The sequence below is a fragment of the Nitrosospira lacus genome (assembly GCF_000355765.4).
GTDB classification, from domain to species: Bacteria; Pseudomonadota; Gammaproteobacteria; order Burkholderiales; family Nitrosomonadaceae; genus Nitrosospira; species Nitrosospira lacus.
In genome coordinates, this window is the sequence record NZ_CP021106.3 from 492,793 (window position 1) to 519,218 (window position 26,426).

30 protein-coding genes and 1 tRNA gene are annotated in these 26,426 nt (G+C 52.9%); 11 read left to right on the plus strand and 20 right to left on the minus strand.

The genetic code is table 11. The annotated features are described in order from the left end of the window. Window positions 1-41: 41 nt before the first annotated feature. The 3 genes from rpoZ to trxC form a co-directional block, all read right to left on the minus strand. Window positions 42-248, minus strand: a complete 207-nt coding sequence (gene rpoZ, locus EBAPG3_RS02200; protein WP_040851536.1) for a DNA-directed RNA polymerase subunit omega — start codon at window positions 246-248, stop codon at window positions 42-44. A 99-nt stretch (window positions 249-347) separates the two neighbouring features. Further along, window positions 348-974, minus strand: coding sequence for a guanylate kinase (gene gmk, locus EBAPG3_RS02205; protein ID WP_004175521.1), 627 nt, complete (start codon window positions 972-974; stop codon window positions 348-350). A gap of 47 nt (window positions 975-1,021) precedes the next feature. Beyond that, entirely contained in the window at window positions 1,022-1,453 is a 432-nt protein-coding gene (trxC, locus tag EBAPG3_RS02210; RefSeq protein WP_004175523.1) for a thioredoxin TrxC, read from the minus strand. Between the two features lie 257 nt (window positions 1,454-1,710). Here trxC and EBAPG3_RS15120 point away from each other — a divergent pair, with 257 nt between their 5' ends. Next, window positions 1,711-1,866 (plus strand): hypothetical protein, encoded by a 156-nt coding sequence (locus EBAPG3_RS15120; protein WP_161493769.1) that lies wholly within the window; start codon window positions 1,711-1,713, stop codon window positions 1,864-1,866. A 922-nt stretch (window positions 1,867-2,788) separates the two neighbouring features. After that, window positions 2,789-2,944 (plus strand): hypothetical protein, encoded by a 156-nt coding sequence (locus EBAPG3_RS15125; protein WP_004175525.1) that lies wholly within the window; start codon window positions 2,789-2,791, stop codon window positions 2,942-2,944. A gap of 489 nt (window positions 2,945-3,433) precedes the next feature. Here EBAPG3_RS15125 and EBAPG3_RS02220 read toward each other — a convergent pair whose 3' ends face one another. Together EBAPG3_RS02220 and EBAPG3_RS02225 are read right to left on the minus strand one after the other, a co-directional pair. Next, window positions 3,434-4,129 carry a hypothetical protein gene (locus EBAPG3_RS02220; RefSeq protein ID WP_040851513.1) on the minus strand — a complete coding sequence of 232 codons (696 nt, stop codon included), beginning with the start codon at window positions 4,127-4,129 and terminating at the stop codon, window positions 3,434-3,436. Between the two features lie 429 nt (window positions 4,130-4,558). Beyond that, window positions 4,559-5,425 (minus strand): YicC/YloC family endoribonuclease, encoded by an 867-nt coding sequence (locus tag EBAPG3_RS02225; RefSeq protein WP_004175533.1) that lies wholly within the window; start codon window positions 5,423-5,425, stop codon window positions 4,559-4,561. Between the two features lie 270 nt (window positions 5,426-5,695). Between EBAPG3_RS02225 and rph the strand changes: the two genes are divergently transcribed. From rph to hemW, 3 genes are read left to right on the plus strand one after another with little or no spacing between them, the layout of a single operon-like run. Continuing rightward, window positions 5,696-6,415: a ribonuclease PH gene (gene rph / locus EBAPG3_RS02230; RefSeq protein ID WP_004175534.1), complete on the plus strand. Its 720-nt coding sequence runs from the start codon at window positions 5,696-5,698 to the stop codon at window positions 6,413-6,415. Continuing rightward, on the plus strand, window positions 6,412-7,023 hold the full coding sequence (gene rdgB / locus EBAPG3_RS02235) for an RdgB/HAM1 family non-canonical purine NTP pyrophosphatase (protein ID WP_004175535.1): 612 nt from the start codon (window positions 6,412-6,414) through the stop codon (window positions 7,021-7,023). Before rph ends, rdgB begins: the two co-directional genes overlap by 4 nt. A gap of 42 nt (window positions 7,024-7,065) precedes the next feature. Further along, entirely contained in the window at window positions 7,066-8,286 is a 1,221-nt protein-coding gene (gene hemW / locus EBAPG3_RS02240; protein WP_040851515.1) for a radical SAM family heme chaperone HemW, read from the plus strand. Between the two features lie 39 nt (window positions 8,287-8,325). On the opposite strand, the gene trmB is transcribed toward hemW, so the two are convergent. Genes trmB through thiS form a run of 3 tightly spaced genes read right to left on the minus strand, consistent with a single transcriptional unit; the run spans window position 8,326 to window position 10,087 of the window. After that, complete coding sequence (gene trmB, locus EBAPG3_RS02245) at window positions 8,326-8,997, minus strand: tRNA (guanosine(46)-N7)-methyltransferase TrmB (RefSeq protein ID WP_040851519.1); 672 nt, start codon at window positions 8,995-8,997, stop codon at window positions 8,326-8,328. Window positions 8,998-9,035: 38 nt separating this feature from the next. Next, a complete protein-coding gene (locus tag EBAPG3_RS02250) occupies window positions 9,036-9,836 on the minus strand; it encodes a thiazole synthase (RefSeq protein ID WP_004175539.1) in 801 nt (266 codons plus the stop codon). Window positions 9,837-9,841: 5 nt separating this feature from the next. Then, the gene (gene thiS, locus EBAPG3_RS02255) at window positions 9,842-10,087 is read right to left on the minus strand and encodes a sulfur carrier protein ThiS (protein WP_004175541.1); all 246 of its coding nucleotides are present in this window, start codon (window positions 10,085-10,087) and stop codon (window positions 9,842-9,844) included. 240 nt (window positions 10,088-10,327) lie between these two features. On the opposite strand from thiS, the gene EBAPG3_RS02260 reads away from it, so the two are divergent. From EBAPG3_RS02260 to EBAPG3_RS02275, 4 genes are all read left to right on the plus strand, one after another. Next, a tRNA-Gly gene (locus tag EBAPG3_RS02260) sits at window positions 10,328-10,401 on the plus strand. A gap of 13 nt (window positions 10,402-10,414) precedes the next feature. Beyond that, on the plus strand, window positions 10,415-11,920 hold the full coding sequence (locus EBAPG3_RS02265) for an AsmA family protein (RefSeq protein WP_040851521.1): 1,506 nt from the start codon (window positions 10,415-10,417) through the stop codon (window positions 11,918-11,920). 23 nt (window positions 11,921-11,943) lie between these two features. Continuing rightward, window positions 11,944-13,035: an A/G-specific adenine glycosylase gene (gene mutY / locus EBAPG3_RS02270; RefSeq protein WP_051048937.1), complete on the plus strand. Its 1,092-nt coding sequence runs from the start codon at window positions 11,944-11,946 to the stop codon at window positions 13,033-13,035. Window positions 13,036-13,190: 155 nt separating this feature from the next. Then, window positions 13,191-13,817: a 5-formyltetrahydrofolate cyclo-ligase gene (locus tag EBAPG3_RS02275; RefSeq protein WP_040851523.1), complete on the plus strand. Its 627-nt coding sequence runs from the start codon at window positions 13,191-13,193 to the stop codon at window positions 13,815-13,817. 78 nt (window positions 13,818-13,895) lie between these two features. Here the strand turns inward: EBAPG3_RS02275 and EBAPG3_RS02280 are convergent, their stop codons facing one another. The 12 genes from EBAPG3_RS02280 to EBAPG3_RS02340 form a co-directional block, all read right to left on the minus strand. Then, the gene (locus tag EBAPG3_RS02280; RefSeq protein WP_004175548.1) at window positions 13,896-14,510 is read right to left on the minus strand and encodes a flavin prenyltransferase UbiX; all 615 of its coding nucleotides are present in this window, start codon (window positions 14,508-14,510) and stop codon (window positions 13,896-13,898) included. A gap of 106 nt (window positions 14,511-14,616) precedes the next feature. Beyond that, window positions 14,617-15,456, minus strand: coding sequence for an RNase adapter RapZ (gene rapZ / locus EBAPG3_RS02285; protein ID WP_004175550.1), 840 nt, complete (start codon window positions 15,454-15,456; stop codon window positions 14,617-14,619). 70 nt (window positions 15,457-15,526) lie between these two features. Further along, entirely contained in the window at window positions 15,527-16,513 is a 987-nt protein-coding gene (gene hprK, locus EBAPG3_RS02290) for an HPr(Ser) kinase/phosphatase (RefSeq protein WP_004175552.1), read from the minus strand. Window positions 16,514-16,615: 102 nt separating this feature from the next. After that, complete coding sequence (hpf, locus tag EBAPG3_RS02295; protein ID WP_004175553.1) at window positions 16,616-16,948, minus strand: ribosome hibernation-promoting factor, HPF/YfiA family; 333 nt, start codon at window positions 16,946-16,948, stop codon at window positions 16,616-16,618. Window positions 16,949-16,968: 20 nt separating this feature from the next. Next, window positions 16,969-18,444, minus strand: a complete 1,476-nt coding sequence (locus EBAPG3_RS02300) for an RNA polymerase factor sigma-54 (protein ID WP_004175555.1) — start codon at window positions 18,442-18,444, stop codon at window positions 16,969-16,971. Between the two features lie 51 nt (window positions 18,445-18,495). Then, a complete protein-coding gene (lptB, locus tag EBAPG3_RS02305) occupies window positions 18,496-19,218 on the minus strand; it encodes an LPS export ABC transporter ATP-binding protein (protein WP_004175557.1) in 723 nt (240 codons plus the stop codon). Window positions 19,219-19,239: 21 nt separating this feature from the next. Continuing rightward, on the minus strand, window positions 19,240-19,788 hold the full coding sequence (gene lptA, locus EBAPG3_RS02310; protein ID WP_004175558.1) for a lipopolysaccharide transport periplasmic protein LptA: 549 nt from the start codon (window positions 19,786-19,788) through the stop codon (window positions 19,240-19,242). 78 nt (window positions 19,789-19,866) lie between these two features. Next, a complete protein-coding gene (gene lptC / locus EBAPG3_RS02315) occupies window positions 19,867-20,445 on the minus strand; it encodes an LPS export ABC transporter periplasmic protein LptC (RefSeq protein WP_004175559.1) in 579 nt (192 codons plus the stop codon). After that, window positions 20,442-20,966, minus strand: coding sequence for a 3-deoxy-manno-octulosonate-8-phosphatase KdsC (gene kdsC, locus EBAPG3_RS02320; protein WP_004175563.1), 525 nt, complete (start codon window positions 20,964-20,966; stop codon window positions 20,442-20,444). The genes lptC and kdsC overlap by 4 nt, the downstream gene beginning before the upstream one ends. A gap of 242 nt (window positions 20,967-21,208) precedes the next feature. After that, entirely contained in the window at window positions 21,209-22,153 is a 945-nt protein-coding gene (ispH, locus tag EBAPG3_RS02325) for a 4-hydroxy-3-methylbut-2-enyl diphosphate reductase (RefSeq protein WP_004175567.1), read from the minus strand. 363 nt (window positions 22,154-22,516) lie between these two features. After that, window positions 22,517-23,392, minus strand: coding sequence for a cobalamin-binding protein (locus tag EBAPG3_RS02335; protein WP_040851539.1), 876 nt, complete (start codon window positions 23,390-23,392; stop codon window positions 22,517-22,519). A gap of 256 nt (window positions 23,393-23,648) precedes the next feature. After that, the gene (locus tag EBAPG3_RS02340) at window positions 23,649-24,773 is read right to left on the minus strand and encodes a 2-keto-3-deoxy-D-arabino-heptulosonate-7-phosphate synthase I beta (protein WP_004175572.1); all 1,125 of its coding nucleotides are present in this window, start codon (window positions 24,771-24,773) and stop codon (window positions 23,649-23,651) included. Window positions 24,774-24,996: 223 nt separating this feature from the next. Between EBAPG3_RS02340 and EBAPG3_RS02345 the strand changes: the two genes are divergently transcribed. Further along, complete coding sequence (locus EBAPG3_RS02345) at window positions 24,997-25,374, plus strand: YajD family HNH nuclease (protein ID WP_004175575.1); 378 nt, start codon at window positions 24,997-24,999, stop codon at window positions 25,372-25,374. Window positions 25,375-25,422: 48 nt separating this feature from the next. Continuing rightward, window positions 25,423-26,412: a tRNA (adenosine(37)-N6)-dimethylallyltransferase MiaA gene (gene miaA, locus EBAPG3_RS02350; RefSeq protein WP_004175576.1), complete on the plus strand. Its 990-nt coding sequence runs from the start codon at window positions 25,423-25,425 to the stop codon at window positions 26,410-26,412. The last annotated feature ends 14 nt before the right edge of the window (window positions 26,413-26,426 follow it).

The window sequence follows — 26,426 nt, forward strand, 5'->3', positions numbered from 1 at the left end:
GAATTCAACCAGGTTCTAGTATAGATATGCTTCCCGAAAAATCAAAGCGGGACACTGGTAAGTATTTCTATTCCGACCTTTCCCTGGGCCAGTTCGCGCAATGCAATCACGGTAGGCTTATCCCGTGCGGGTTCCACCATGGGGGTCCCGCCGACCGAAAGCTGTCTCGCGCGAATGGTCGCGACCAGGGTCATATCGAAACGGTTGGGAATTCTTTTTAAACAATCATCAACGGTAATGCGTGCCATGGTATTGCTCCAGAAATCAGGAATAACGGTATAAAATGAATCGCTTTGACTCTTCATCCCGAAGTGCGGGAGATGCAGAAAAGATCAAGAAACTCTCGTTTATGGAACAGGCATTCCAGCGAATTGCGTTATCAGGCTACGATGGCGATCAAGTTGCCTTGATATTCTCAAGCGCTCGGCGTGTATGATACAGGTCAAATCCTGCAATGCCGTGCCCAGTTTCTCGTTGATGATAACATAATCATATTGACTCACATGAGCCATCTCCTCACGGGCGGCAGCCAGACGCCGCGTGATGGCTTCCAGGCTATCCTGACCCCGCTGCCTTAAGCGTGCTTCCAGCACCTCCGGTGATGGCGGCAGGACAAAAATTCCCACCGCATCGGGAAAGACGCATCGCACCTGTTGCATGCCCTGGCTGTCGATTTCCAGCAGAATATCGTGCCCCGACAAGATGGTCTCATCTATCCATTTTTGCGAAGTGCCATAATAATTCCCGTAAACTTCGGCACTTTCGATGAACTCCCCCTGCTTTAGCCTCTGTTCGAAAGCGTCCTGGCTTACAAAATGGTAATCACGCCCATCGACTTCGTCGGGACGCGCCGGGCGCGTGGTGTATGAAACCGACAGGCGCAGGTCGATGCCGGTTTTAAGCAGCGCCTTGACCAGGCTGGTTTTTCCGGCACCCGAGGGAGCACTGATAATGAATAAATTACCCGGCGTCATTTTGTGATGGTTTTTTCAAAGTGTAGCAAGCCGCCGTCTGGTCCAGGTTAACGGGAACGAACCCAGCGCACAATATCCTGAGCCGTCATGGCACCCGACTGCCGTGCAACCTCGCGCCCACCTCTGAATAGTGCAAGCGTAGGAATGCTGCGAATGTGATATTGCGCACCCAATGCCGGCTCAGCCTCGGTGTCGACCTTTGCCAGCCGGACATGCGGCTCCAGCATGCCCGCTGCCTGCACGAAGGCAGGTGCCATCATTCGGCAGGGCCCGCACCAGGGCGCCCAGAAATCGACCAATACGGGAATATCGTTGCGATCAAGGTGTCTGCCAAACGTGGCGGCGGTTAACTCCACCGGATGGCCGGTAAACAATGGCTGGTGGCATTGTCCGCAATTGGGTTGCTGGTCCAGCCGCGCACCGGGTAAGCGGTTAACCGCCTGGCAGTGTGGACAGACAAGATGCAAGGAGTCGCTCAAGAGGAATTCCCGGTCTAATGGGCAGTGAAAGATTCTACCTCATCTTTGAATCTCGCGAGCACTACGCTTAGCATAAGCATGCCGGAGAGATCATTCCAAACCGTTTTCAGGTAACAGGGTAGCCAAGCGATTTTCCACCTCCCTGCAAAACATGGAATAAAAACTGCTTTATGTGCGGTAACAAACTGTGACAAGCTCAACATTAGATTATTTTTCCTTATGGGTACCAGACTAACCACTAAAAAAAGGAAAGCTTAATGAAAAACTTAAAACTGTTTACGGTAGTGGTAATCCTCACCGGGCTGAGTGGATGCATATCGATTGGCTCAAAGGGCACTCCTGGACCACAGGGACCCCAAGGTCCAGCCGGCACCAGCGAGAAGGTTATCGTGGTTCCAGAGAAACAATACTGATCGACGTGAAGGGCATGCAATGTAAAAGAGCCGCGTGGTCACCGGCTTTCTTTTACAGTTCCTTGAGACCGACTGACTCCATGCGGAATGTGATATTCAATCTTTTCTAGGTGTACACGCATGGGTACACACCCTTAAAAAAAAGGCGTTATAGATTAACCCGCTTCGGCGGGTTTTCTTTTGTCTATCGATAATTGCCTAAGTGGCTTGTATTAATTAATTATGGGGATATTATGGTCTTTCCACACTACTCCCTTGCGGGCTTTTTTTTGTTCTAACCTACCTCAGCGTAAGAGTTTGTGCCACTGGCCTGGCCTTGAACACGGAAACCTTAGATCGATCTGCCAGACTCATTCCCAACTGAGCCAACGGAGCTCAGCAATCTTATAGCGCTACCACATAACTCGACAAGCTCATAAAGCGACTCCATTAATAGGTGCGGCTCCGCACCGAATTCTTTTAAAAATTTCGTCATAGTACGCTTCGCTACTACAGTGGGAGATTGAACATATTTAATCCATTATTGATTTGCCAGGAGACTACTATGACCCAAGAAAAAACTCATCCTCCCACCGAACCCTTCACTCCTGATCCTACTCGGGAAAGCCCGCACCATCGCAGGGATCCAGCTAGTGATTTACCAACGGATCCCCCTAGACACGGAAAGGCTGATCAGGACGGCAATAAAGCCGCAAGCCCAAAACCGAAGGGCAAGAGTAACCCGTCGTCGGGATCTCGCTCTCATTCAACCCGCGGTGGAACTTCACAGCAACACGCAAAGACTGCCAGTCAAAGTCATAAGAATAAGTAATTTCCTGAGATAAGGGCGCCTATTGCCCGGCACAATTTCTTGGGACGGGGCGGCATATCACGCCCGTGGAGGGATAATGGCGGTTAATTTTTGCAGCGAAGAGGGCGGATAATGGGCGAAAATATTCTACGGAAAATAGGTGGACAATATATCGCAGAGGCACTTAACACGCTGTCGGACACTGAGAAATCGAAGGAAGATTTTATGGAAACCATGATCGAGTTGCCGCTGCTTGGCCTGGTGCGGTTTCAATACACCAGCGCATGACTGGCCGGCAAGGAAAGAATCAGTATAGATTCTAGACTGCGATTGAGGCATTTAAAGTGGAGCAAAAAAATACCCTCGCGTGAGGGTGGGTGAGGGGAACGCAGGGAGTAGTGATTCAGTTTGAAATCTCCTGTAAAGATTGCATTTCGATATTCGAAAGGACTATGATCAAACTCAAAATAGTATGGGAGGAGCTATGGAATGGATTCTGATGGCGGTGATAGCTTTCGTGGCGGGCGGTTTGATTGGGGTAAAATTGAGGCGCGAGAGAACTGATCTTCGGCTAAGAAAGAGTGCGCGCGAATGGGAAAAGGGTATGGACAAAAAATAATAACCCGGCGCGTAGTTTCTTGGGCCGGGGCGGTGTCCGCTCTTCTATGCGATTCCCGGCCTGACCAAGCCCACTTGCGAGCTTCCAACGCATAGTTTATACAGTCCTCGGCCATTTGGGGGATTGCATTGATGGAAGTAAGAGCGCATGGGGATTTATCAAGGAATGGCCTTATTGAAGTTTTCAATCACCCGGTATTTGATGAATTGATTATTGGCCTCCAATACCTCAATTCTGGCGCCCTTATAGGCTATAAGCATCGAATCCGACAAATCATACTCAACATTGTTATTGAATGCTGGCCGGGCCAGGTTGCCTGAAAACTCGCGATAACCAATATTGATCTTGTCGCCTACCTTGCCGCTATAGATAAGCGTTTGCTGGAAAGAATCGTTGCTTGCTAATGGGCGTTTGCGCTTCTCAAAGTAATTCTGGTGCTCTAAATTACAGGTCGCGATATTGAACATCGTGATGACACAGATTGAAGGCGGATCTTTCCTAGCCATTACGCTCTTCCACGGATCGGCAAGCATGGCTTTATCAACATGCCCCGGCTCATCCCCTCCCGGATAATAATATTCCCCTACGTCATCTTCTCCTTGCTTTAGGTAATAACCAGGCATGAGGCTGTACGCCCAAATTACGTCAATTTTTTTCGTCACATAGATGCTGTCATGTTCCTTGTATTTTCCTTGGCTGAGCATTACGTCGCCCACATAACTGGTATTAGCTGACCCAATTGGAGGCTGGCTGGAGGAGGTTTCTAGAGCTGTGTAGTTATATTTCGGTTTGGCGCATCCGGTTACCGCCGCAACAAAAAATAGGGCCATAACTAGACCCAAGATGCGTTTCATTTTATTCCTTATTGTTGAGTTGGTAACGCGATAATATCAGGATTTCATAGCGCTGCCGACTGGACTGAGGTACACCGAGAATCAGTGTGGGTATTGACTTCTTACCCGAACCCAGCATAAGGATTTGCCCCCATAGGTCTTACAGATTGAGCCCCTCAGACCGATCCGTCTGGCTCCTTCTTAATTTTCTCGGTCCAGCCTCAGAAAGGTTGGGCAGCGTTTTACTATTATAGTTTTTTTCCATCTAGTACTCGCCAGGCCCGTCTCTACCCATGATTCGAAACCTTCTACCGAGATTAATATCCGGCCGTCTGGCGCTTTGCGCCATACCTGTTCTCCAGCCATGAAATGCAATGGTGTGATACGAAAAAGCCGCATGGTTAGCGGCTTTTATTGATCCAATGAGACTTGCTGATTTCGCATGGAAGTCTACTCAATGTTCTGTACCTGCTCCCGCATCTGCTCGATCAGCACCTTAAGCTCCAGGGAGATCTTCGATACTTCCGCATCCACCGATTTTGACCCTATCGTGTTGGCTTCGCGATTGAGTTCCTGCATCAGAAAATCCAGACGCTTGCCGATTGCTCCTCCGCTCGACAGGACCCGCTCCACTTCATCTAGGTGAGTCTGCAAGCGGGACAACTCTTCGTCTACATCGATCTTGCTGGTAAACAGCAATAATTCCTGACGGATGCGATCATCGTCCTGATTTATCATGGCTTCATTTAACCGGGACTTGATCTTTTCCTGAAAAGCCGCAAGCAATGCGGGAATACGCGGCGATACTTCGGCTACCAAGTGGCGCATCCTGCCGAGACGATCAAGCAGCATGATTTTAAGTTTCTCGCCTTCGCGAGCGCGTGCCGCGGCAAACTCATCCAGGGCAGTACATAGCAATTCCATGCAAGACTCGGCCAAACTTTCCGCAGGCGGGGAATCGGCGCCCAATATGCCCGGCCAGCGAAGGATATCGGCCACTTCGAGTCCGCGTGCATCCGGCAGGGCCACTCTGACAGCACGGTCCAATTCCAGCAGTTTTTGTAATAAATCAGCATTGATATGCTGCGGGTCTTCCGCACTCGCCAGGCGGGAAAAACTTAAGCGGCATTCGACTTTCCCGCGGTTCAATCTGGCCGTCAGAAACTCGCGCATTTTTGCCTCAAGCAAACGGAGTTCGTCGGGCAGGCGGAACTGGATGTCAAGGTAACGATTATTGACGGAGCGCAGCTCCAGATTCAGTGAGCCATACGGCACTTCCCGCGCAACCGCCGCATAACCGGTCATGCTGTAGATCATGCTAACTTAACCACCGGCAAGTCCTTAATACGTTAAAATAATGGATGTGGCGCATTATCACCCCATCATCGCGGATTATGCCACAACGCGCTTGCGCCTAGCGGCCTGCCGGACTAACCCGGATGTTTCATAAATTGACGCATGTCAATTTATGAAACATCCGGGTTAAGGGATCAAAGAAAAAAAGCAGCCGGGCGAGAAGGGAAGATTGCCGTGCGCCACCGGCGAAAGCTCTGCCGACACCATTACCCTCTAAGGATTTACCATAACATGCGCCCCAGCAATCGCACTCCGGCCCAACTCCGATCCGTTGCAATCACCCGCCATTACACCCGTCACGCCGAAGGCGCGGTGCTTATCGCGTGCGGCGACACCCAGATATTGTGCACCGCCAGTCTGGACGAGAAGGTCCCCCCCTTTCTCCGAGGTAAAGGCCAGGGTTGGCTCACTGCGGAGTATGGCATGCTGCCGCGTTCCACGCATGAGCGGATGCAGCGCGAAGCAGCCAAGGGCAAGCAATCCGGCCGCACCATGGAAATCCAGCGCCTCATCGGACGCGCATTGCGTTCAGTCGTGGATCTGACCAAGCTTGGCGAGCGCACCATCCAGATCGACTGCGACGTCATCCAGGCCGATGGCGGTACCCGTACCGCCAGCATCACCGGGGCGTTTGTGGCGCTGCACGACGCGGTGGAAAAACTGCTGCAGCGGCAATTGATACAAACCACACCAATACTGACGCATGTCGCCGCCATCTCGGTCGGCATCTATGAGGGTGTGCCCGTGCTTGATCTGGATTATCTGGAAGACTCTAGCTGCGATACCGACATGAACGTGGTGATGACCGGCGATCTCGGCCTGGTGGAGGTACAGGGGACCGCTGAAGGAGTCTCGTTCAGTCGGCAAGACCTGAATGCCATGCTGGACTTGGCACAGCACGGGATACAGGATTTGATCGGAATTCAAAAAGCCGCACTGGCAGCAAAATGAGCGGGGCTGCGGAAATACAAAAACTCGTGATCGCCAGCGGCAATGCCGGCAAACTGCGGGAGATCCGCCACTTGCTCGATCCCCTGGGAATCGAGGTATTGCCGCAGTCCGCTTTCAGCATCACGGAAGTCGAGGAGCCTTACTGCACATTCGTCGAGAATGCGCTCGCCAAGGCGCGTCATGCCAGTAAATCGTCCGGACTGGCGGCGCTGGCGGATGACTCCGGCATTTGCGCGAATGCCTTGAACGGTGGGCCGGGCGTTTATTCGGCGCGCTATGCAGGGGAGCCCAAATCGGACGAGCGGAATAATCAGAAGCTGGTCGATGTGCTGAGAAACCAGACCGATCGCAGGGCTCACTATTACTGTGTCATGGTGCTAGTACGCCATGCCGACGATCCTCAACCCATCATCGCCGACGGCGCCTGGCATGGCGAAATCATCCTGGAACCTCGCGGTGAGGGAGGATTTGGTTACGATCCCTATTTTTTTCTTCCTGATTTGGGTAAAACCGGGGCGGAGCTTCCAATGGAGCTGAAAAATCGAATCAGCCATCGCGGCAAAGCGCTGGCGCGGCTCACTGAATGCCTTAAGGAAGGGGCATTTTGAATCGTAGTTGACCCACTGCCGTCACTTGTTGTCTTAATCGATATGACAGCAATCATCCCTCCCGCACCCAGACCGGGCAACCAGTCTCCAAAATTGAGATCGCTGCCCCCGCTCAGTCTCTACATCCATATTCCGTGGTGCATGAAAAAGTGCCCCTATTGCGATTTCAATTCCCACGAAGTTCGTGGCGGAAATAGCAATGTGCCGGAGGCTGAGTATGTGTCGGCGCTGATTCGCGATCTGGAAACGGCGTTACCGCAAATCTGGGGACGCAGCGTAACAAGTGTATTTTTTGGTGGGGGCACACCCAGCCTGTTTAGCGCCCGATCCATCGATGCGATCCTCACCGCGGTGAGGACCTTGCTATCGCTGGAACATTTCGCCGAAATCACGCTGGAAGCCAATCCCGGAACATTCGAGGCAGGGAAATTCGCTGATTTCCGCGCGGCTGGGGTCAATCGCCTGTCCATCGGTGTTCAAAGCTTCAACCCGAGGCATCTCCAATTGCTGGGGCGAATACACGACGGCCGCGAGGCACGTCGCGCTATCGAACTTGCCCAGGAGAATTTTGACAATGTGAACCTTGATCTGATGTACGCACTCCCGCATCAGACAATGGAGGAAGCCCGGTGCGATATCGAGACTGCGGCAGCGTATGGCGTCCCGCATATTTCCGCTTATCATCTCACGCTGGAACCGAATACGCTGTTTCATCGCTATCCGCCGCCGCTACCGGATAACGATTTGTCGGCGGAAATGCAGATGATGATCGAGCAAACGCTCGCTCAGCGTGGTTACCTGAATTACGAAATCTCGGCATTCGCCCGGTTTGGACGGGAATCGCGCCACAATATGAATTATTGGCTATTCGGTGACTATCTTGGAATTGGCGCGGGCGCGCATAGCAAAATAAGCTTTGACACTAGAATAGTGCGCCAGATGCGCTATAAGCAGCCCAGGGATTATCTTGCCAAAACTTCGCTGGATATGACGGCTTTGGACTCACCATTCATCATGGAACAGCATGAAGTCGGGCAGCATGACCGGGGCTTCGAATTCATGATGAACGCACTGCGGCTTACAGGGGGATTTGAGACGGGAATGTTCGTGGAGCGCACCGGTCTGTCCATAGGCAGCATCCAGCGACAACTTGACGAGGCGGAGCGGCGGCAACTGATAATGCGCGATTATCAGCGAATCGCGCCTACTCTCACCGGCAGACGCTTCCTGAATGATTTGTTGCAGATCTTCCTGCCGGAATAAAGAACCATCCAGCCGCTGATCGACTTCTTTGCGCGATCTCTATTTCTTTCGGAACACCAGATCCCACACCCCGTGTCCCAGCCGCAATCCCCGCTGTTCGAACTTGGTGAGCGGCCGGTATTCCGGGCGTGGGGCATAGTCGATCGCAATATTTGCAAGCCGCGACTCGCTGCTCAATACCTTCAATATTTGACCGGCATAATCCTCCCAGTCGGTTGCGGCATGGATATAACCGCTTTGCTTCAGATGCCGGCAAAGAAGTGCGGTGAATTCCGGCTGTATCAACCGCCGCTTGTGGTGACGCACTTTGGGCCAGGGATCAGGAAAGAAAATATGCACGCCATCAAAACAATCGCACGGCAACATCCGTTGCAGCACCTCCACCGCGTCATGCTGGATTACGCGCACATTCGTCAATCCAGACTCGTCGATCTGCTTCAGCAGATTGCCTATGCCCGGCGTATGAACATCAATGGCGAGGTAATCATATTGAGGATGCGCCTTGGCGATAGTAACGGTGGTCTCACCCATGCCGAAACCGATCTCCAGGAATTTTGGCGCGCTCCTGCCAAAAATCTGGTCAAGATCAAGCCGCTTGTCCCCAAGGGGGATGCCATATTTCGGCATCAGGGTTTCATGTGCCCGGCGCTGGGCATTTGAAACGCGGCCCTGGCGAAGTACAAAGCTGCGGATGGGACGATGCTCTGCCATTTAGAGGGAGAAATAGGCCTGGGAGAGCGGGGAACAGGTTAGGAAGCTTTGTCTTTGCTGCTGGCGATAGTGCCGCTGACGGGCGAACTGGGGCTCGCGCTGTAAAGTTTTTTCGCCATGCGCCCCGCCAGATAGGCCTCGCGTCCCGCTTCCACCGCTTTTTTCATGGCCGACGCCATCAGTACCGGATTTTGCGCAGCGGCAATGGCGGTGTTCATCAGTACGCCGTCGCACCCCAGCTCCATGGCGATAGCCGCATCCGAAGCCGTGCCGACACCCGCATCGACGATTACCGGAACAGTGGCATTGTCGATGATGATCTGCAAATTCCACGGATTGAGGATGCCCATGCCGGAACCGATCAGCGAAGCGAGCGGCATCACCGCCACACAGCCAATTTCTTCCAGTTGCTTGGCGGCAATAGGATCATCGGAGGTATAAACCATGACCTGAAAACCCTCTTTTATCAGGATTTCCGCCGCTTTGAGTGTTTCGACCATGTTGGGGAAGAGCGTCTTCGGGTCGCCCAGAACCTCCAGCTTCACCAGGCTGTGGCCATCCAGCAACTCACGCGCAAGGCGCAGGGTGCGCACCGCATCATCCACCGTATAGCACCCCGCTGTGTTAGGCAGTAACGTGTATTGCGATGGTGGCAGCACATCCAACAGGTTCGGCTCACCGGGATTCTGGCCGAGATTAGTGCGGCGGATGGCCACCGTGATAATCTCCGCGCCGCTGGCATCGACCGCCGCGCGCGTCTCGGCGAAATCCCTGTATTTGCCGGTACCTACCAGAAGCCGCGAGGAATATGTCTTGCCCTCAATGATGAAGTCGTCCATAAAGCTCATCCCCCACCCACTGCGACCACGATTTCAAGCTTGTCCCCATCAGTCAGAACCTGCTCGTCGAACTTGCTGCGCGGGACAATCTCCCCATTGCGCTCGATGGCGATACGCTTGCCCTGCAACGCCATGTGCGCCAGCAATTGCGTGATATTCAGCGTCGCATCACCCTGATCACTCTTTGGCGGCCGTGCCTGGCCGGACGGAGGGAAGCACTGCGGCTGCCCGTTAATGATGAGTTGTATCATTCTGGAACCGCCTGGGGGCGGACACACTTTGGATAAAATAATTGCCGGATTTGGGTTGCAATACGGATTATACGGTGGTGCAGTTGCATAGTCGACTGATGACGTTCATAACTTCCGCCATAAACCCGCTCTGCCAGGACTTTGGAAAGCCCTAACCCGGCTATGGGAGAGTCATCTCTTATTGCTCTCTTAGAGCTGACAGCGCCCATAAAGGTGTTTCCATCGTATAATTCAATCCATGCGGGTGTAGCTCAATGGCAGAGCAGAAGCTTCCCAAGCTTACGACGAGGGTTCGATTCCCTTCACCCGCTCCATCTTTCCCCGCCTATGAACCCGTATCTCAGATACGCACTTATCGTATTTGCTGTCGTAATAACTCTGCTGGCCGGCCTTATGATCTATATTGCCGCCATCTTCGACCCCAATGCCTACAAGCCCCAGATCAGCCAATTGGTAAAAGAAAAAAAACAGCGTAATCTCAGGCTCGATGGCGATATCAAGCTCGCATTTTTTCCCAGTCTCGGCGCGGAGGTAAGAAATCTCTCGTTGAGCGAATATAACAGTGACAAGGAATTTGCCACTGCGGAGAACATTTTTGTGTCCCTCGCCTTGATGCCATTACTCAAGAAACAACTGGCGATCAATGAAATCGCTATCAGCGGACTCAAGGCCAATCTGATTCGTTTCAAGGATGGCCGCACAAACATCGACGATCTTATCGCCAGGAGCGAAGAACCCGAACAATTCAAAATCGACATTGATCGTGTACGGGTAGAGAAAACCCTGCTCGCTTTGCATGATGAAGCCAGCGGGGAACAGTACATGCTCAGAGACTTGAACCTCAGGGCCGACGGGAGCAATGCTCGCTCCCATTCGAAGGGCAACTCGCTTCAACATAAGGTGGAGCTGGCTTTCCGGGCTAGCCAAGCCAGCCAGCCCGGGACTGATCTGGTCACCAGGCTGGGATTCGAATTGGTATCCGATTTCGAGGAGCAATTTTACACCCTGGATGGCCTGAATCTGGAGGTCAACGGCGCCGTTGCGGGAATCAATAATCTTGTGGTACGTTCCAAGGGTGATTTGTCTATCAAACCGGCTGCTGACGAATTCGTCGCAAACAAGATTACGCTGGGCATCACCGGAACAAGCGGCACGAATAATCTTGACATCAAATTCGACGCGCCGCGCTTGAGCCTTGCCCGAGAAATGGTGGCTGGCGACAAAATAACCTTGACGGCAAAAATCACCCGTCCCGAGGGCAACGCCAGCGGCATACTCTTCCTTTCAGGGGTAGCGGGCACCGTAACCGATTTCGAGAGTAAAGCGCTGACCGTTGAACTGGAGTCGAAAGAAGGGGAACTGGCCGTCAGGGCCACACTGGCTTCTCCACTTACCGGCAACTTGGATACCCGCCAATTGAAGCTGCCGGATTTGACGGCTGTTATCAACGCCAATGGCCCGGAGATTCCTGGCAACGGCATTAGCGGTAATCTGCTGGGCAGTGCCGCCATAGATGGCGTATCGCAGAACGTACAGGCTAATCTCACTGGCAAGCTTATGGAGAGCAATGTCCGGGCCAAGCTGGGAGCAACAGGCTTTGTCCAGCCAGCCTTCAACTTTGAAGTGGAGATCGATCAACTGGATGTGGATCGCTTCCTGCCAAAACAGAAACAGAAAAAACATGCGGAAAAAGCCGAAAACGGAAAAACCCTGGAGGAGTCGCTGGGTTTATCCGCGCTGAAGGATCTGAAGGTTCGAGGCACGATCCGCATCGGCTTGCTGAAAGGCGCAAACGTCACATCGTCCAACGTGAAGCTCGACATTAACCCTTGATAAGACAACACCACGCTCATGGCATGTCTACTTTCGCCACCAAACTGATCCATTGGCAAAAACTCCACGGACGTAACAGCCTTCCCTGGCAGAACACGCGCGACCCATATGCTATCTGGGTATCCGAGATCATGTTGCAGCAAACTCAGGTAGCCACTGTTGTTCCTTATTACCTGCGCTTTCTGCATCGCTTTCCTGATATTGAAAGTGTTGCCTCAGGTTCCGAGGACGAAGTGCTGGCACTATGGAGCGGCCTGGGTTACTACTCGCGCGGAAGGAATCTGCATCGGGCGGCACGCTTGATCGCCAGAGAGCAGGGGGGCATATTCCCACGAGGCCTCGAAATCATTCAACAGCTCCCCGGCATCGGGCGCTCCACCGCTGCCGCAATTGCGGTGTTCGCCTATGGAGAGCAATGCGCCATACTTGATGGCAATGTCAAGCGCGTTTTTGCTCGCTGCTTTGGCATGGATGGCTATCCCGGGGAAAGAAAGAACGAGATGTTACTATGGCGGAAAGCTGAAGAGCTGCTGCCGGAGAAAAACGAACAAGACCAGATTGGAATATATACCCAGGCATTGATGGACTTGGGCGCTACCATTTGCACCCGCGCCAAACCCCAGTGCATGACATGCCCGTTGCGGCAGGAGTGCATCGCATTACGGGATGACCACGTAAATCGGCTTCCTGCTCCCAGGCCCCGCAGGCTCCTGCCTGAAAAAGAAACGGTTCTGTTGATGCTGATGAGGCAAGGCAAAGTGTTGCTGGAGAAACGCCCTGCCACAGGGATCTGGGGCGGACTATGGTGCCTGCCCGAAATGCCGTTGAGCGAGGACACTCTCGCATATTGCACCCGGCACTTTGGAATGAATGTGGAGCCGCTGGCACACATGCCGCCATTGGATCATACCTTCACCCACTTCAGACTGCGGATTCACCCGCAGCCACTGCAAGTCATTTCCTATCCCGCCGCCCTAAAGGTGCAAGGCCAGGACGAGACAATGTGGATAACGCCTGACGACGCGCTAAAGGCGGCCATTCCCGCACCGGTGAGGAAGCTGCTCATGCAATATGGATACCCGCAATCAGGTCAATCGATCGAGAAGCAACTGTGATTTTATGCAATCGGCGCTCTTTACAAACAACCCTTCCAGATATAATCCTGAATCCGGCACCGCTCACACCATGATCCGTAATGACGCCGCACCCCGCTCAAACTTTGCCTTTTTGGCAAGTTCACTGCTTCATTATAACCGCCGAATTCAGGATAATGCATAACTGGCGGGAATGGAGAAAGCACCGGCGCACCGAGTTGATGACGCGCCGGGAATCGGCCAGCGAGGCAGAGCATCGCTGCTGGAGTACGGCCATCACGCACTCGCTCGAGCAGGGCTTTCCCTCGTTGCAAAACAGCGTGGTAGGATTTTGCTGGCCCCATCGCGGCGAATATGATCCCCGTCCCGCGATGGATTATTTCGGGGAGCGCGGCGCAACGCTTGCGCTGCCGGAAATCGTGAAAAAGCATGAGGCGCTGCGCTTTCGCAAATGGTGGCGGGAAGCCCCCATAAAAATCGGCGCTTATGACATCCCGGTGCCTGATAATACCGATCCGGTGACGGTTGGCGCAATAATAATGCCCATGATCGGCTTCGATCAACTGGGCTTCCGGCTTGGATATGGCGGTGGTTATTTTGATCGCACGCTGGCTGCAATCACCCCGCGTCCGCTGGCCATCGGTGTGGCGTTCGAGATTCTACGCCTGGACAGCACCCACCCCCAGCCGCACGATATTCCGATGGATTTTATTGTGACCGAGGCGGGGATTTACCGGGTAACGCCAGCCGGCCTGGATTTAATTTCTGCCGAGGAGTGCGCGGCGGAGAATACTTTGAAGTAGCGGCACGAATAACGGCATCGGGTTAACGGCGCTGAAGTCCAGTTTGTACTACCCGCCTTCGGAGGTGACATATCCGGCCTAGTTCTCCGTACCCCAGCGCGGCATAAGGGTGTGCGTCACACCGAGGTGATCGAGTATGCGCGCCACGACAAAGTCCACCACATCCTGCACACTTGCAGGATGATGATAAAAGCCGGGATTGGCGGGCAAGATCACTGCGCCGCTGCGCGCAAGTTTCAGCATGTTTTGGAGGTGAATTGCGGAAAATGGCGTTTCGCGCGGAACCAGAATGAGCTTCCGGCTTTCCTTCAGCATCACATCCGCCGCACGCTCGATCAGTTTTTGACTGAGCCCTGCGGCAATGGCGGCGAGCGTTCCCATGGTGCAGGGGCAAATCACCATCGCATCCGCCGGATTGGAACCGGAGGCCACCGGTGCGAACCATTCCTCGCGCCCGAATACCCGCAACTGTCCTTCGGCGGCGTTAAAACGATGCCTGAACAATTCTTCCGCTTCTTTGGCGCGAGACGGCAGCACCAGTTGCATTTCCTGGTGCGCGACAATCTGCGCCGCTTGAGAGTAGAGCAAATAAACGCGATTGCCGCCGGCCAGCAACAATTCCAGCAGACGTATCCCATAAGGCATTCCAGATGCGCCGGTAAAAGCAAGGGTAATGGTTTTTGTTGTACTCATGATTGCTCGGCCGTTTATTTTTCAATAATGCTGGGTGGCATCTGGCGATTTATCTTTTACCAGTCGGTTGAATCATGAGAATAAGCGCTTCCTCCATGAATTCATTCTATGCATCCAGCTCCCTGTGGCGCACCAGCACCTGGGTGTTTCCCGCGAAATAACGTGCCAGCCGTTCCACGAAATACACCGATCGATGACGTCCGCCGGTGCAGCCGATAGCCACGGTCAGGTAACTGCGATTATCGCGAACGAAACACGGTAGCCAGTCATCGACGAATCGCCGGATATCATCGAACATACGATTGACATCGATGTTCGCATCAAGATATTCGATAACCGGCCCATCTCTCCCGGTAAGCGGCTGCAGGAGTGCCTCATAGTGAGGATTGGGGAGACAGCGAACATCGAATACCATGTCGGAATCCAGTGGAATGCCGTGCTTGAAGCCGAACGATTGAAACAGGAGCGTCAGGCTCGCGGGATTGAGGCCGATGAAGTCTCTGACCCACGCACGCAATGAACTGGTATTCAAGTCGCTGGTGTCGATGGGATTTGCAAGATCGCGCACCTCGCGCAGCATTTCGCGCTCCAACTGTATGCATTCGGGCAACGTCGAGCGATCATCGCTGAGCGGATGGCGGCGGCGTGTTTCCGAAAAACGCTTTACCAGCGTATACGTTTTAGCCTCCAGGAATAGCAGATGCACATCTATCTCCTGCCGCCGCAGGTCAGCCAGCTGCTGCGGCAACAGGTGCAAAGTCTCACGGCTTCGGGCGTCGATACTGACAGCCGCCCGCGGATGCGCCGATCCTTTCAAATAAAGCGTAACCTCTCGTAACAAGCTTGCCGGAAGATTATCCACGCAATAATATCCGCTATCCTCCAGAGCGGTAAGCGCGATGCTCTTGCCGGAACCGGCGAGGCCACTAACGACAATCAGTTGCATTTTTCAGGTGTAGCAATGGGAGTTCCCTTGAAAGACACCGGTTCTCAACCTAAATCAAGTCAATAAGCGGTCAGCTGTCGAATTTAGGTTCAAGATTCATTTTTTGGCTTTCATCATTTTCCTGATTCTCCATTTCCTGCTGATGCCGTGCAAGAAATTCCTGGGCGCTGTCGATCCCTCGCAGTTGCAAGACATAATTACGCACCGCTGCTTCCACCAGTACTGCCAGGTTGCGTCCTGCGGCAACCGGGATGATAACTTTCCGGATATTGACGTCCAGGATATTTTCGGTCACATCATTGATCGGCAACCGTTCCAGAGAATTAAAATCCGCGCTGCTGGGTTTTTGCAAGTGCACGATAAGCTTCATGTTTTTTTTCCGGCGTACCGCAGTCTCGCCAAAAATAGTACGAATATTCAGCATCCCCAACCCGCGAACTTCAAGAAAATCACGCAACATCGGCGGACAACGCCCCTCCAGGGTTTCAGGGGCGATGCGATAAAGTTCCACCACATCATCCGCGACCAGCCCGTGACCACGGCTTACCAGTTCCAGCGCCAATTCGCTTTTGCCGACACCACTTTCGCCGGTAATCATTACGCCCATTCCCAAAACGTCCAGCAGAACCCCGTGCCGGCTACTGGAAGGAGCCAAGGCGCGCCCCAGATAGGGACGTAGTAGCCAGATTACCTCCAGACTGGGATGCGGCGAACAGAACAAGGGGGTATGCGTGGAGTCTGCAAACGCCCTTATTGCGGCGGGTACGCAAGCGCCGCCGGCGACGATAAGGCACCACAGGTTGCTTTGCTCAAGCCGCTCCATATTCTGCCGCAAGGAAACAGGATCGAGCTGATTTAGATAATCTGCTTCCGGATCGTTCAGTACCTGTATCCAGTTGGGATGGATGAAATTGAGATGGCCGATTATCCCCTGGGTAGACCGGGCGATGGCATCATCGTCGAGTTGCCTGTCACCGCCGTCTCGGCCTGCCTCCCAAGTCAAGGCCAGCTTTTCCCGCTTGTCTTCAAACAGCTGCGTGATATTGATTCGGGACATTCGATAGAGGCAGTAGTTGTGCAATACGATTGATGAGAATATATCCGTGCCCTTAATCTGCCGGCAGCCTTTCTAGATTTTTACGATCCCGAATCCGTTCGGCTACTCCGGCTGTTCCGTTTCCTGATTTTTCAACGCGCCATTATTGCGGCGGGTTTCATTCTTTTCCTTGTGCCGGAGTATCTGCCGATCGAGTTTGTCCACCAGGCTATCTATGGAAGCATACATATCGGCGCTGTCGGTTTCGACAAAAATATCTTTCCCTTTCACGTGCACATTGGCCTCAGCCTTTTGCTTAAGTTTTTCCACCGACAGTATCACGCTGACATCGATAACATGGTCGAAATGACGTGCGACCTTGCTCATCTTTGAAGCGACATAATCACGCAAGGAGGGGGTAATTTCCACGTGGTGACCGGTTAGACTAAGATTCATCATGCCTCCTGGGCTTGGGGTTAAAATGATTTACGGAGATTAACGGGAGGAATCTGAATGGACTCCCGGTATTTTGCGACAGTACGACGGGCAACTACAATGCCTTGCTGTCCCAGAATTTCTGAAATCTGGCTATCGCTCAATGGTTTTTTTGCATTTTCTGCATTTATCATTTGCTTGATCAGCGCGCGAATCGCGGTGGCCGAACAGGCACCGCCCGTATCGGTCGCCACGTGACTGCCAAAAAAATACTTTAACTCGAATATACCACGCGGCGTACGCATAAATTTTTGGGTGGTCACGCGCGAAATTGTGGACTCATGCAATTCAAGTGCTTCTGCAATTTCCCGCAACACCAATGGACGCATGGCAACTGCGCCGTGCTCGAAGAACTGCCGCTGGCGATCGACGACCGCAGAGGAGACCTTCAGTATGGTACCAAAACGCTGCTGCACGTTCTTGATGAGCCATTTGGCTTCATGTAATTGACTCGCAAGCCGACGCGCGGAATCATCATGGCTCCGTTTCAGGATATCCGCGTAGAGACGGTTGATCTTGAGGCGCGGCATTGCCTCCGGGTTAAGACTGGCCACCCATGTATCATTGATTTTCGTTACGATTACGTCGGGAATAATGTAACGCGCCACGGTCGAACTGAATGCCGTGCCCGGTCTCGGATTTAAGTGAGTGATAAGGTGCTGTACTGAGCGCAGACATTCGTCGTCGCAATGCAATAACTTTTTGATTGCGCAGAAATCCCGTGACGCCAGACTATCGAGATGACGGTCAACCAAAAGTAACGCGCGGTCCCGGAAGGGCGTATCTTCCGGCAGGGCGTGCAATTGCATGATCAGACATTCCCTCAAATTACGCGCGCCCACGCCAGGCGGGTCAAGATGCTGCAAATATTCCAGGGCAATGTGCAGAGCATCGATATCTATTTCAAGCTCCGGCGGTAACAGACTGACGAGTTCTTCCAGATCCTGGGCAAGATAGCCGTCGTCATTCAGGCTGTCTATCAGTAAACCCACAATACGTTTGTCGCGCTCACCGATCTGGCTCAGGCTGAGTTGCAAGTTAAGATGCTCACGTAGATTGGGGGGCTCCGCCGCCTGTTGCGGAAAATCGCGCTCATCGTCTTCATCCCGCGTGTTGCGAAAAGTACCGTCGTCGCTGAACCAGTCCGCTTCATCGGCAAAGCTGTTTTTTGGGCCGGAGTCACTCTCGACAGCGGGCATCTCTGCGCTGGTGTCACCGGAGGCTTCCAGTAAATCCGGAGCGTGCAATTCCGCTAGGCTATCGAGAGGGGTAGGGCGATATTCGGTGGCATCACTCCCCATGCTGTCATCCAGTTCCAGCAGAGGATTTTCCTGCACGATGCGCTCGATCTCCTGGTTCAGTTCAACCGTGGAAAGCTGTAGCAACCGTATGGATTGCTGCAATTGGGGAGTAAGCGTCAGGTGCTGCGACAGCTTAAACTGGAGGGTAGGCTTCATAGTATGGAAAAACACAGTAAAACCAGATTCGTGCAGATCGAATCCTTATTTTCACAGCCGGAAATGTTCTCCCAGATACACTTTTCTCACATCTTCATTATAGATGATTTCATCAGGCTTACCGCTAGCCAGCACGGTACCGTCGCTGATGATGTAGGCGCGGTCACAAATCCCCAGTGTTTCCCTGACGTTATGGTCAGTAATGAGGACACCGATGTCGCGCTCCTTGAGAAACTGGATAATTTTCTGAATATCCAGCACGGCAATGGGATCGACCCCGGCAAATGGCTCATCCAATAGAATGAACCGTGGCTGTGTCGCGAGCGCCCTGGCAATTTCCACACGGCGGCGCTCACCGCCGGACAAGCTGATCCCCTGGCTGGTACGGATATGGCTGATGTGCAGATCATGCAACAGCTCATCCAGACGCTGCTGCATTTCATCGGCTGTATAACTCTTCAACTCCAGTACCGCGCGAATATTGTCAGCCACGGAAAGTCGCCGGAAGATGGAGGCTTCCTGCGGAAGATAGCTCAAACCCAGGCGCGCGCGCTGATGAATTGGCAACTGGGTCAAATCGCGTTCGTCCAGGTATATGCCACCGCCATCCAGGGGCACCAATCCGACCATCATGTAAAAACAAGTGGTTTTTCCGGCACCATTGGGCCCCAGCAGACCGACTACCTCGCCGCTGTTGACGGAAAGCGACACGTCCTGCACAACCGTGCGAGATTTGTAGCGCTTTTTTAGATTACCCGCTTTTAGCTCACTCATTTCGGGGACAGCATTGCGACACTATGGACTCTCATCCTTCGGGTTTTGCTCCTTTTTCTTCGGCTGAATTACCGCCCGCACTCGCCCATCGGCATTTGTTTGAGTGCTCGTCCCATTGTTGCTGCTCGTGACCTGAAAAAATTCATTGATGGCATCGTAGGCAATATAATCTCCATGAACTTCATCGTGTCCTCTTTTCAATCTTGCTTTCTTGAAAAGCTGGACCTTGTCAGCCTTGCCGTCATATTCCATACGTTCGCTCCAGCCCTCGATGTAATCATCCTTGCCATCGCGCTTCTGTCTAAAGCTGGCGAGATTACCGAAAGCGGTGGCATATTGAAAACCGTTGGCATCTTCTTTCACAGTCATCTTGTCAGCGCGGATGACCAGCGTACCCTGTGTGAACACCACATTGCCGGTAAAGGTGGCAAGCTTGTTGGCATCCTGCACGGTGGCCTGATCGGATTCCAGATGGATGGGTTTATCGCGATCCGCGCGCTCGGCCAGTACCGGCCGCATAAATAACATGGCCACCATGGCCAAAAAAACCATAATGAAAAATGATTTCATGCCTGTCTCGTGAATATGCTCATATATGAATATGATGACGGGAAATACGTGTGCAATGCCTCTGCCGCACCGCACTAACTAACGCGCTTTGGCATGAACAACTCTAACCTGTGACAATAACCGGGTAACCTGGGTACGGTTACTGACTTCCATACCAACCGCTTTGATGACCGCATTCGCTTCGGTAATAACCACAGGCCTATCGGTTTTGGCAATACCGTCATCAGGAAGGAGATGCAGGAAGCTGGTAGTCATGGCTGTCTCACCCCGGCCTTTACTCGCACTCCGCAGTATCCTGACGTTACCCGTCAAATAGATATCCTCGCCGTTGGCAGTCATCTTCGCCTCATCCGCATCCACTTGCATCGCTGGTTTGCCCGGCTCGGTGTTGATAAAACGGGGTTGCTCCAGATCCGTGATATCGTCGTCCGGATAATGCAGCATTTTTCTTGCAGAAAGTAAATGACGCATAACACCGTCACGATCCATGCGAACCGCGGAGAAATTTTCTATCACGTAATCAGGTGCGGCACGACGCGAGCCTGCGTCCTGGGCCGGAGAGGGCGCTTGTGCCGAATGGTTCAACCAGAACAGCACCGACGAAGCCAGCAAGATTGCCAGAAGGAGAGGAAATCCGGAAAGCAGCCGGCCAGTCATTTAAGGTACATTGCCAATTGGGTATCCAGCGTATCCTGCGCCTGCATTATCATTTCACAGGTCTCCCGCACCGCGCCGCGCCCGCCTTCGAGACAAGTCACATAATGCGCATGCCTCTTCACCAGCGCGGGTGCCGCCGGCACACAAATAGCCAGACCGCAGCGCAACATTACCGGTAGATCTATCAGATCGTCACCCACGTAAGCGCAAGCCGAAGCGTCCAACTCCAGTTTCTTCAGCAATGCTTCGAATGCGGGCAGCTTGTCTTTCGCGCCCTGATAAACGAGCGTAACGCCCCAATCTTTTGCTTTCAAATCCACGCAGCGGGATTGTCTACCGGTGATGATTGCAATATTGACTCCACTTGCCTTGAGCATTTTTATGCCGTGACCGTCCTGGCTGTTAAATGCCTTGATTTCCTCACCGCTATCCGTAAGATAGAGGGTTCCGTCAGTAAGTACTCCGTCCACGTCGAAGACAACTGCGCGGATTTTTTTCGCCCTTTCCAGTATATGTTGCATCGATATTCCACGGCGGATCGCCAAGGGGTGGTTTGATGTCTAGTTAAGGGGCCCTGAATAAGCCCGGTGGGGCGTAGTGTCGGCATCATGGGAGGCAGCATGCGCCGGCGCTATCCTGACGATAGCGATATCGCCACCCTCGCGATGCCCGATACCGGTTCCGCCAGAACAGCGGTTACAATGCGCCTTCAGCTGTGGGAATAAATCGCGGGACTTGCTTAAGGTTCCTGACATCCGCCCCATCAATTTTTAGGCAGCGGAAATACCACCGACTCAACCACGCCGCTGAGTTCCTCTACCACCACTTCCCTGCCGGCCTGTCCTGCTCCGATCTGCCTGAGGCGTGATATGACTTCCTGCACAAGCACTTCCGGCGCAGAAGCACCAGCGGTAATGCCGATCCGGTCCTTCTCCTCCAGCCAGCTTTCCTGCAGTTGCTCGGCACGATCAATCATGAACGCGTCCACACCAGCGTTTCGTGCGACCTCACACAGCCGATTGGAGTTGGAACTATTGGGTGAACCTACGACAATCACCAGATCGCACTGCTTTACCATCATTTTTACCGCATCCTGGCGGTTTTGCGTGGCATAGCAAATATCATCCTTTTTCGGCCCGGTAATTTTTGGAAAGCGCTTCTTCAAGGCCTTGATCACCCGCGTTGCATCATCCACCGACAGCGTGGTCTGGGTGACATAAGCCAGATGAGTCGGATCCTTAACCTGCAAATTGTCGACATCTTCTTCTGTTTCCACCAGATACATGCAAGGACCATCTCCTTCAGCCTGGCCCATGGTGCCTTCCACCTCCGGATGACCCTGATGGCCGATCATGATGATTTCCCTACCCTGCTCGCGCATCTTTGCCACTTCAATATGAACTTTGGTCACCAGCGGACAGGTGGCATCGAAGACCTTGAACTGCTGCGCTTCGGCTTCTCGCCGCACTTCATGGGAAACGCCGTGAGCACTGAATATCAGGATACTGCCGACCGGCACTTCATCGAGATTCTCGACAAATACCGCTCCTTTTTTTTCCAGATTTTCTACCACGAAACGGTTATGCACCACCTCGTGACGCACGTAAATCGGCGCCCCATGCATGGCCAGCGCCCGCTCGACAATCTCAATAGCGCGATCCACACCGGCGCAAAAACCTCTGGGATTTGCAAGCAATACTTTGATCATTGGTCGTTCTCCGTAATAACTGTTTTCATTTGAGCGCCGATACTGTGTATGTTCCAACCCGCACTCCTTCGCATGTGCAATAGTGTACCTTTAATCCCTGACAAAAGCCGATGAATCATTATACTAGCAGCCTGTCGGACTTTAAAAAAATCGGCTGCAAAAATGCCGCTTTTCCGCTTCGAATGCTCAAGTCGGGCGGTTGGGCGCTGCTGAAAAGCCTGAATCCAGCGGCTGGGCAGAATAAAGTATGCGGTCGGGCGCAAAAACCGTGTAATTCACCACGATCAACTACCGGATTCAGTATGATACCTCCGTGGAGGGCGTTGCCGGCAAAAACTCCGGATTACTCGGAGTTCCCGCACCTCAGCGGACTTCCTCCAACTGCGCGCATACCTTTTTCGCCGCCTGTAAAATACGTGGCGTCTGGCGATGCAGGAGATCGGGATGCACAAAATATAAATGATTGCTTCTGACCGCGCCGATGTATGACAAGCGCTCCTTCACTCCAGTTTCAGCGAGTTCGAGCGACATGCTGCTGATGACGGCCTGAGGATCGGCTTCCAGCAGACTTTCTGTGGATACTACCGGTGTCAGGGACGCCGCGGAAGCGAACACATTAATGCCGCCGCAAATGTTGATGATATCGCTGATAATATGATGTCCATTTACCGCCATGAATGGCTGATGCCAGATCAATGCAACTACCCTGACTGGCCGGCGGCCGGCATAAGTGCGTTTGAGCTGCCCCAGCTCCGCTTCGTAAGCCCTCGCCGCTGATTCCGCTTGTGTCGAGGTTCCCGCCAGCCTACCGGTTATTCGCAATAAACGTGGCACATCTTCCAGTCTGGTGGCTTCCGTGGCGAAAACAGTCAGCCCCAGTTTCTCAAGTTTCTCAATATCGGAGATGGAATTGCCGCTGCGCCATGCAACCACCAGATCAGGCTTGAGTGCAATAATTCTTTCCAGATCAAGACTGGATGAATCCCCGACGCCCGGAACGGACTTAGCCGCCGCCGGATAATCGCTGTAATGGCTGACGCCCACAAGCTTGCCGCCCGCGCCCGCGGCGAACACCAGTTCAGTGATATTGGGAGAGAGCGAGACAATGCGTGTAGCGATATGATTCAGACGGATATCGCGTCCGCGATCATCGGTCAGCTTGAGCGGAAAATTGGATGGTGAAGGTTCGCGCGTAACCTCTACAGCACTCGCAAGGCCGATAGAAATCCACGGCCACATGGGCAATACAAACAACAGCGCTAAAATGCCATGCCTCATTAATATGGAAGATATTTTTTAATGCGTATATCTCATATTCACGATGAATTTAAAAATGATGCCATGCATGTAGGCCCAAAAACAACCTATGGCTGATAAATGAGCGGTTAACTGCCGGATTCGGGATCAAGGTTCGCTGGGGCGAGCATGCAACCCGCGCACCAAAGCTTTACAAAGTGGATTACGGGAAGTGTCTAACGAGACGTTACAATACTGATTACGGCTCCGCTTCCTGATACCGCCTGGCCAGGGCCGCGCGTTGTTCGTAAGCGTCCCGGGCAATGCGGATATCCTCCAGAAAAAGCGGCAGCTCCTTGATCAGTAGCGCCTGCGGCCCATCCACGAGGGCCTTATTCGGTACTGGATGAAAATCCACCAATACCATGTTGGCGCCCGCTATCACACCTTGGGCGGTAACATGCATGATATCAAGAATGCCCTCCGGCGAAGGTGCGCGCATGCCCACCGAATGCGAAGGATCAATACAAACGGGCATGCGCGTCAGACGTTTGACCACCGGCACATGAGCAAAATCCACAAAATTGCGGTGGGGATCCGCCATGTTGGTTTTCATGCCACGCAATCCAAAAACGACTTTGCGGTTACCCTCGGAAGCCAGATATTCCGCGGCGTTGAGTGATTCATCCAGGGTAATGCCGAAGCCACGCTTGATCAATACGGGAAAATCCTGCTGGCGGCCGACAATCTTTAGCAGCTCGAAATTTTGAGTATTGCGCGTGCCGATCTGCAGCATGACACCAGTGGCATTGCCCGTCCGGAAGAGTGCGTCACGAATTTCTTCCACATGGGACTCATGGGTGATTTCCATGGCGATCACCTTGATGCCATATTTCCCAGCGAGCTCAAATACATAAGGGAGACATGCCTTACCGTGCCCCTGAAACGAATAAGGACTGGTACGCGGCTTATAGGCGCCCATCCGTGTGCATACCTGCCCATTGTCGCGCAGCGCCAGCATCATTAATTCGACATGCTCCAAGGTATCCACCGCACACAGCCCGGCGAATACATTAAGTGTATCCTGACTGAAACGAACGCCGTTATAGTCGAAGTGGGTGGGCCTGTGATCATCCTTGTGCCGTCCGAGAACACGATACTCCTCTGAGATCCGGACAACTTGCTCGACGCACGGCAGGCTTCGCATATCCTCAACAGGCAACGCCTTGGTGTTGCCAATCAAATATACCTCGGTCAGCGTCTGCTCGATGCCTACTTCGTTATGCACGCGCGTGGAGATACCGGGCAAATTAGCCAGGTGCACCATTAACTGTTTATATTCGGAACTGTCAGACCGGGTGTCCGGGCTCAGGACAAGAATCATGGGATAGTATTCGGCGTTGACAAAACCAGCACGGAAAGCATGGCGGCAAAACCGGATTCTAACCGAAAAAACCGGCGCTTGCCATGCAATCGAATATAGCGTTTAATCCTAAAATCCGTAAGTTGCATAAGGTGAGCGTGCGGCCAACTGCCGGATTCCAGTTGGTGCTTTCATGCGGTATTTGCATGGATTTTGAAATTTGTCCCGGCTTCGCTGCGAACCAATGACATCCAAATCAATCCCGCCGGATAACGCCAGACTTGATCGTATTGTCGCCGAAGCCCGGCGCAACCGGGAACAACGCAATACAACCTATCGCGAACAGGCACTCAAGATTTATCCCTGGATCTGCGGGCGATGCGCACGCGAATTTACTCATACGAACGTCCAGCTGCTCACGGTACATCACCGGGATCACAATCACGACAACAACCCGGCTGACGGCAGCAATTGGGAATTATTGTGTGTGTACTGTCATGAAAATGAGCATTCCCGATACCTGGATAACATAGGCGGTGTCAATCCATCGGATAGCGAGGAGAAAGCCCCGGCCACGCATAGTCCATTTGCAAATCTCAAGACCCTGCTTAAAAAGAAATAAGCAAGCAATCGAAATATATTCCGGTCGAATCCGGCACCGCATTCTTCCATGACAGAGCAAAGCTCAGAATTTCAAAATCAGGATTTCGCGTTCTTTCCGCCTGCCATCGTTCTCATGGGACCCACCGCGAGCGGCAAAAGTAGCATTGCACTGGAAATTGCCCGGAATCTGCCGGTGGAAATCGTTAGCGTGGATTCGGCCCAAGTCTATCGCTATATGGATATCGGTACCGCCAAACCCGATACGCACACAATGGCGGCGGTGCCACATCATCTCATCAATCTGATCGAACCGCATGAACGCTATTCCGCCGCGCAATTTGTCAGTGATGCGCTTGCCGCAATGCGCGAGATTACGGCGCGAGGGAATATCCCGCTGCTGGCTGGCGGTACGATGCTATATTTCCGGGCACTGCTGGAAGGTCTTTCCGAACTTCCCTCCGCGGACGCCAGCCTACGCCGGTTGATCGAAACCAAAGCAGAAGAGTTTGGCTGGCCCGCGCTGCACAACGAACTGCTACGGCTCGACCCGGTAAGCGCGGCACGCATTCAGCCCACAGACAGTCAGCGCATCCAGCGTGCACTGGAAGTGTGCCACCTCACCGGCAAACCCATGTCGGAAATTCTGAAAAAACCCAGACATTTTTATCTTCCTTACCGTGTGATTCGTATCGCCCTGACTCCCGGCGATCGCGAAATATTGCATCAGCGTATCGCGCAGCGCTTTGAAAGAATGCTAGAGATGGGATTGATCGATGAAGTTCGTGCAATCCGTGATAAATTCTGTCTGAATGACGAAAGCCCTTCGATGCGCTGCGTCGGCTACCGGCAGGCATGGATGTATCTGGACAATAAAATCAGTCTGGGCAAAATGCGTGAAATGGCGCTTGCTGCCACGCGGCAGCTTGCAAAACGGCAACTTACCTGGCTACGCCCCATGGAAGGCATAAAGGAATTCGATTGCCTGATGGAGAATTTGCCGGAACACGTTTGGGAGTATCTGCGTAGCACTGGTTTGAAGGCGGCGTTGGCTTCATAATCATGGCTTATCAA

Bases quoted from the DNA above. Each gene is read 5' to 3' on its own strand.
- rpoZ (WP_040851536.1), bottom strand. From the start codon at position 248: ATGGCACGCATTACCGTTGATGATTGTTTAAAAAGAATTCCCAACCGT.
- gmk (WP_004175521.1), bottom strand. From the start codon at position 974: ATGACGCCGGGTAATTTATTCATTATCAGTGCTCCCTCGGGTGCCGGA.
- EBAPG3_RS15120 (WP_161493769.1), top strand. From the start codon at position 1,711: ATGAAAAACTTAAAACTGTTTACGGTAGTGGTAATCCTCACCGGGCTG.
- EBAPG3_RS15125 (WP_004175525.1), top strand. From the start codon at position 2,789: ATGGGCGAAAATATTCTACGGAAAATAGGTGGACAATATATCGCAGAG.
- EBAPG3_RS02220 (WP_040851513.1), bottom strand. From the start codon at position 4,129: ATGAAACGCATCTTGGGTCTAGTTATGGCCCTATTTTTTGTTGCGGCG.
- EBAPG3_RS02225 (WP_004175533.1), bottom strand. From the start codon at position 5,425: ATGATCTACAGCATGACCGGTTATGCGGCGGTTGCGCGGGAAGTGCCG.
- rph (WP_004175534.1), top strand. From the start codon at position 5,696: ATGCGCCCCAGCAATCGCACTCCGGCCCAACTCCGATCCGTTGCAATC.
- rdgB (WP_004175535.1), top strand. From the start codon at position 6,412: ATGAGCGGGGCTGCGGAAATACAAAAACTCGTGATCGCCAGCGGCAAT.
- hemW (WP_040851515.1), top strand. From the start codon at position 7,066: ATGACAGCAATCATCCCTCCCGCACCCAGACCGGGCAACCAGTCTCCA.
- trmB (WP_040851519.1), bottom strand. From the start codon at position 8,997: ATGGCAGAGCATCGTCCCATCCGCAGCTTTGTACTTCGCCAGGGCCGC.
- EBAPG3_RS02250 (WP_004175539.1), bottom strand. From the start codon at position 9,836: ATGGACGACTTCATCATTGAGGGCAAGACATATTCCTCGCGGCTTCTG.
- thiS (WP_004175541.1), bottom strand. From the start codon at position 10,087: ATGATACAACTCATCATTAACGGGCAGCCGCAGTGCTTCCCTCCGTCC.
- EBAPG3_RS02265 (WP_040851521.1), top strand. From the start codon at position 10,415: ATGAACCCGTATCTCAGATACGCACTTATCGTATTTGCTGTCGTAATA.
- mutY (WP_051048937.1), top strand. From the start codon at position 11,944: ATGTCTACTTTCGCCACCAAACTGATCCATTGGCAAAAACTCCACGGA.
- EBAPG3_RS02275 (WP_040851523.1), top strand. From the start codon at position 13,191: ATGCATAACTGGCGGGAATGGAGAAAGCACCGGCGCACCGAGTTGATG.
- EBAPG3_RS02280 (WP_004175548.1), bottom strand. From the start codon at position 14,510: ATGAGTACAACAAAAACCATTACCCTTGCTTTTACCGGCGCATCTGGA.
- rapZ (WP_004175550.1), bottom strand. From the start codon at position 15,456: ATGCAACTGATTGTCGTTAGTGGCCTCGCCGGTTCCGGCAAGAGCATC.
- hprK (WP_004175552.1), bottom strand. From the start codon at position 16,513: ATGTCCCGAATCAATATCACGCAGCTGTTTGAAGACAAGCGGGAAAAG.
- hpf (WP_004175553.1), bottom strand. From the start codon at position 16,948: ATGAATCTTAGTCTAACCGGTCACCACGTGGAAATTACCCCCTCCTTG.
- EBAPG3_RS02300 (WP_004175555.1), bottom strand. From the start codon at position 18,444: ATGAAGCCTACCCTCCAGTTTAAGCTGTCGCAGCACCTGACGCTTACT.
- lptB (WP_004175557.1), bottom strand. From the start codon at position 19,218: ATGAGTGAGCTAAAAGCGGGTAATCTAAAAAAGCGCTACAAATCTCGC.
- lptA (WP_004175558.1), bottom strand. From the start codon at position 19,788: ATGAAATCATTTTTCATTATGGTTTTTTTGGCCATGGTGGCCATGTTA.
- lptC (WP_004175559.1), bottom strand. From the start codon at position 20,445: ATGACTGGCCGGCTGCTTTCCGGATTTCCTCTCCTTCTGGCAATCTTG.
- kdsC (WP_004175563.1), bottom strand. From the start codon at position 20,966: ATGCAACATATACTGGAAAGGGCGAAAAAAATCCGCGCAGTTGTCTTC.
- ispH (WP_004175567.1), bottom strand. From the start codon at position 22,153: ATGATCAAAGTATTGCTTGCAAATCCCAGAGGTTTTTGCGCCGGTGTG.
- EBAPG3_RS02335 (WP_040851539.1), bottom strand. From the start codon at position 23,392: ATGTGGCCGTGGATTTCTATCGGCCTTGCGAGTGCTGTAGAGGTTACG.
- EBAPG3_RS02340 (WP_004175572.1), bottom strand. From the start codon at position 24,773: ATGATTCTTGTCCTGAGCCCGGACACCCGGTCTGACAGTTCCGAATAT.
- EBAPG3_RS02345 (WP_004175575.1), top strand. From the start codon at position 24,997: ATGACATCCAAATCAATCCCGCCGGATAACGCCAGACTTGATCGTATT.
- miaA (WP_004175576.1), top strand. From the start codon at position 25,423: ATGACAGAGCAAAGCTCAGAATTTCAAAATCAGGATTTCGCGTTCTTT.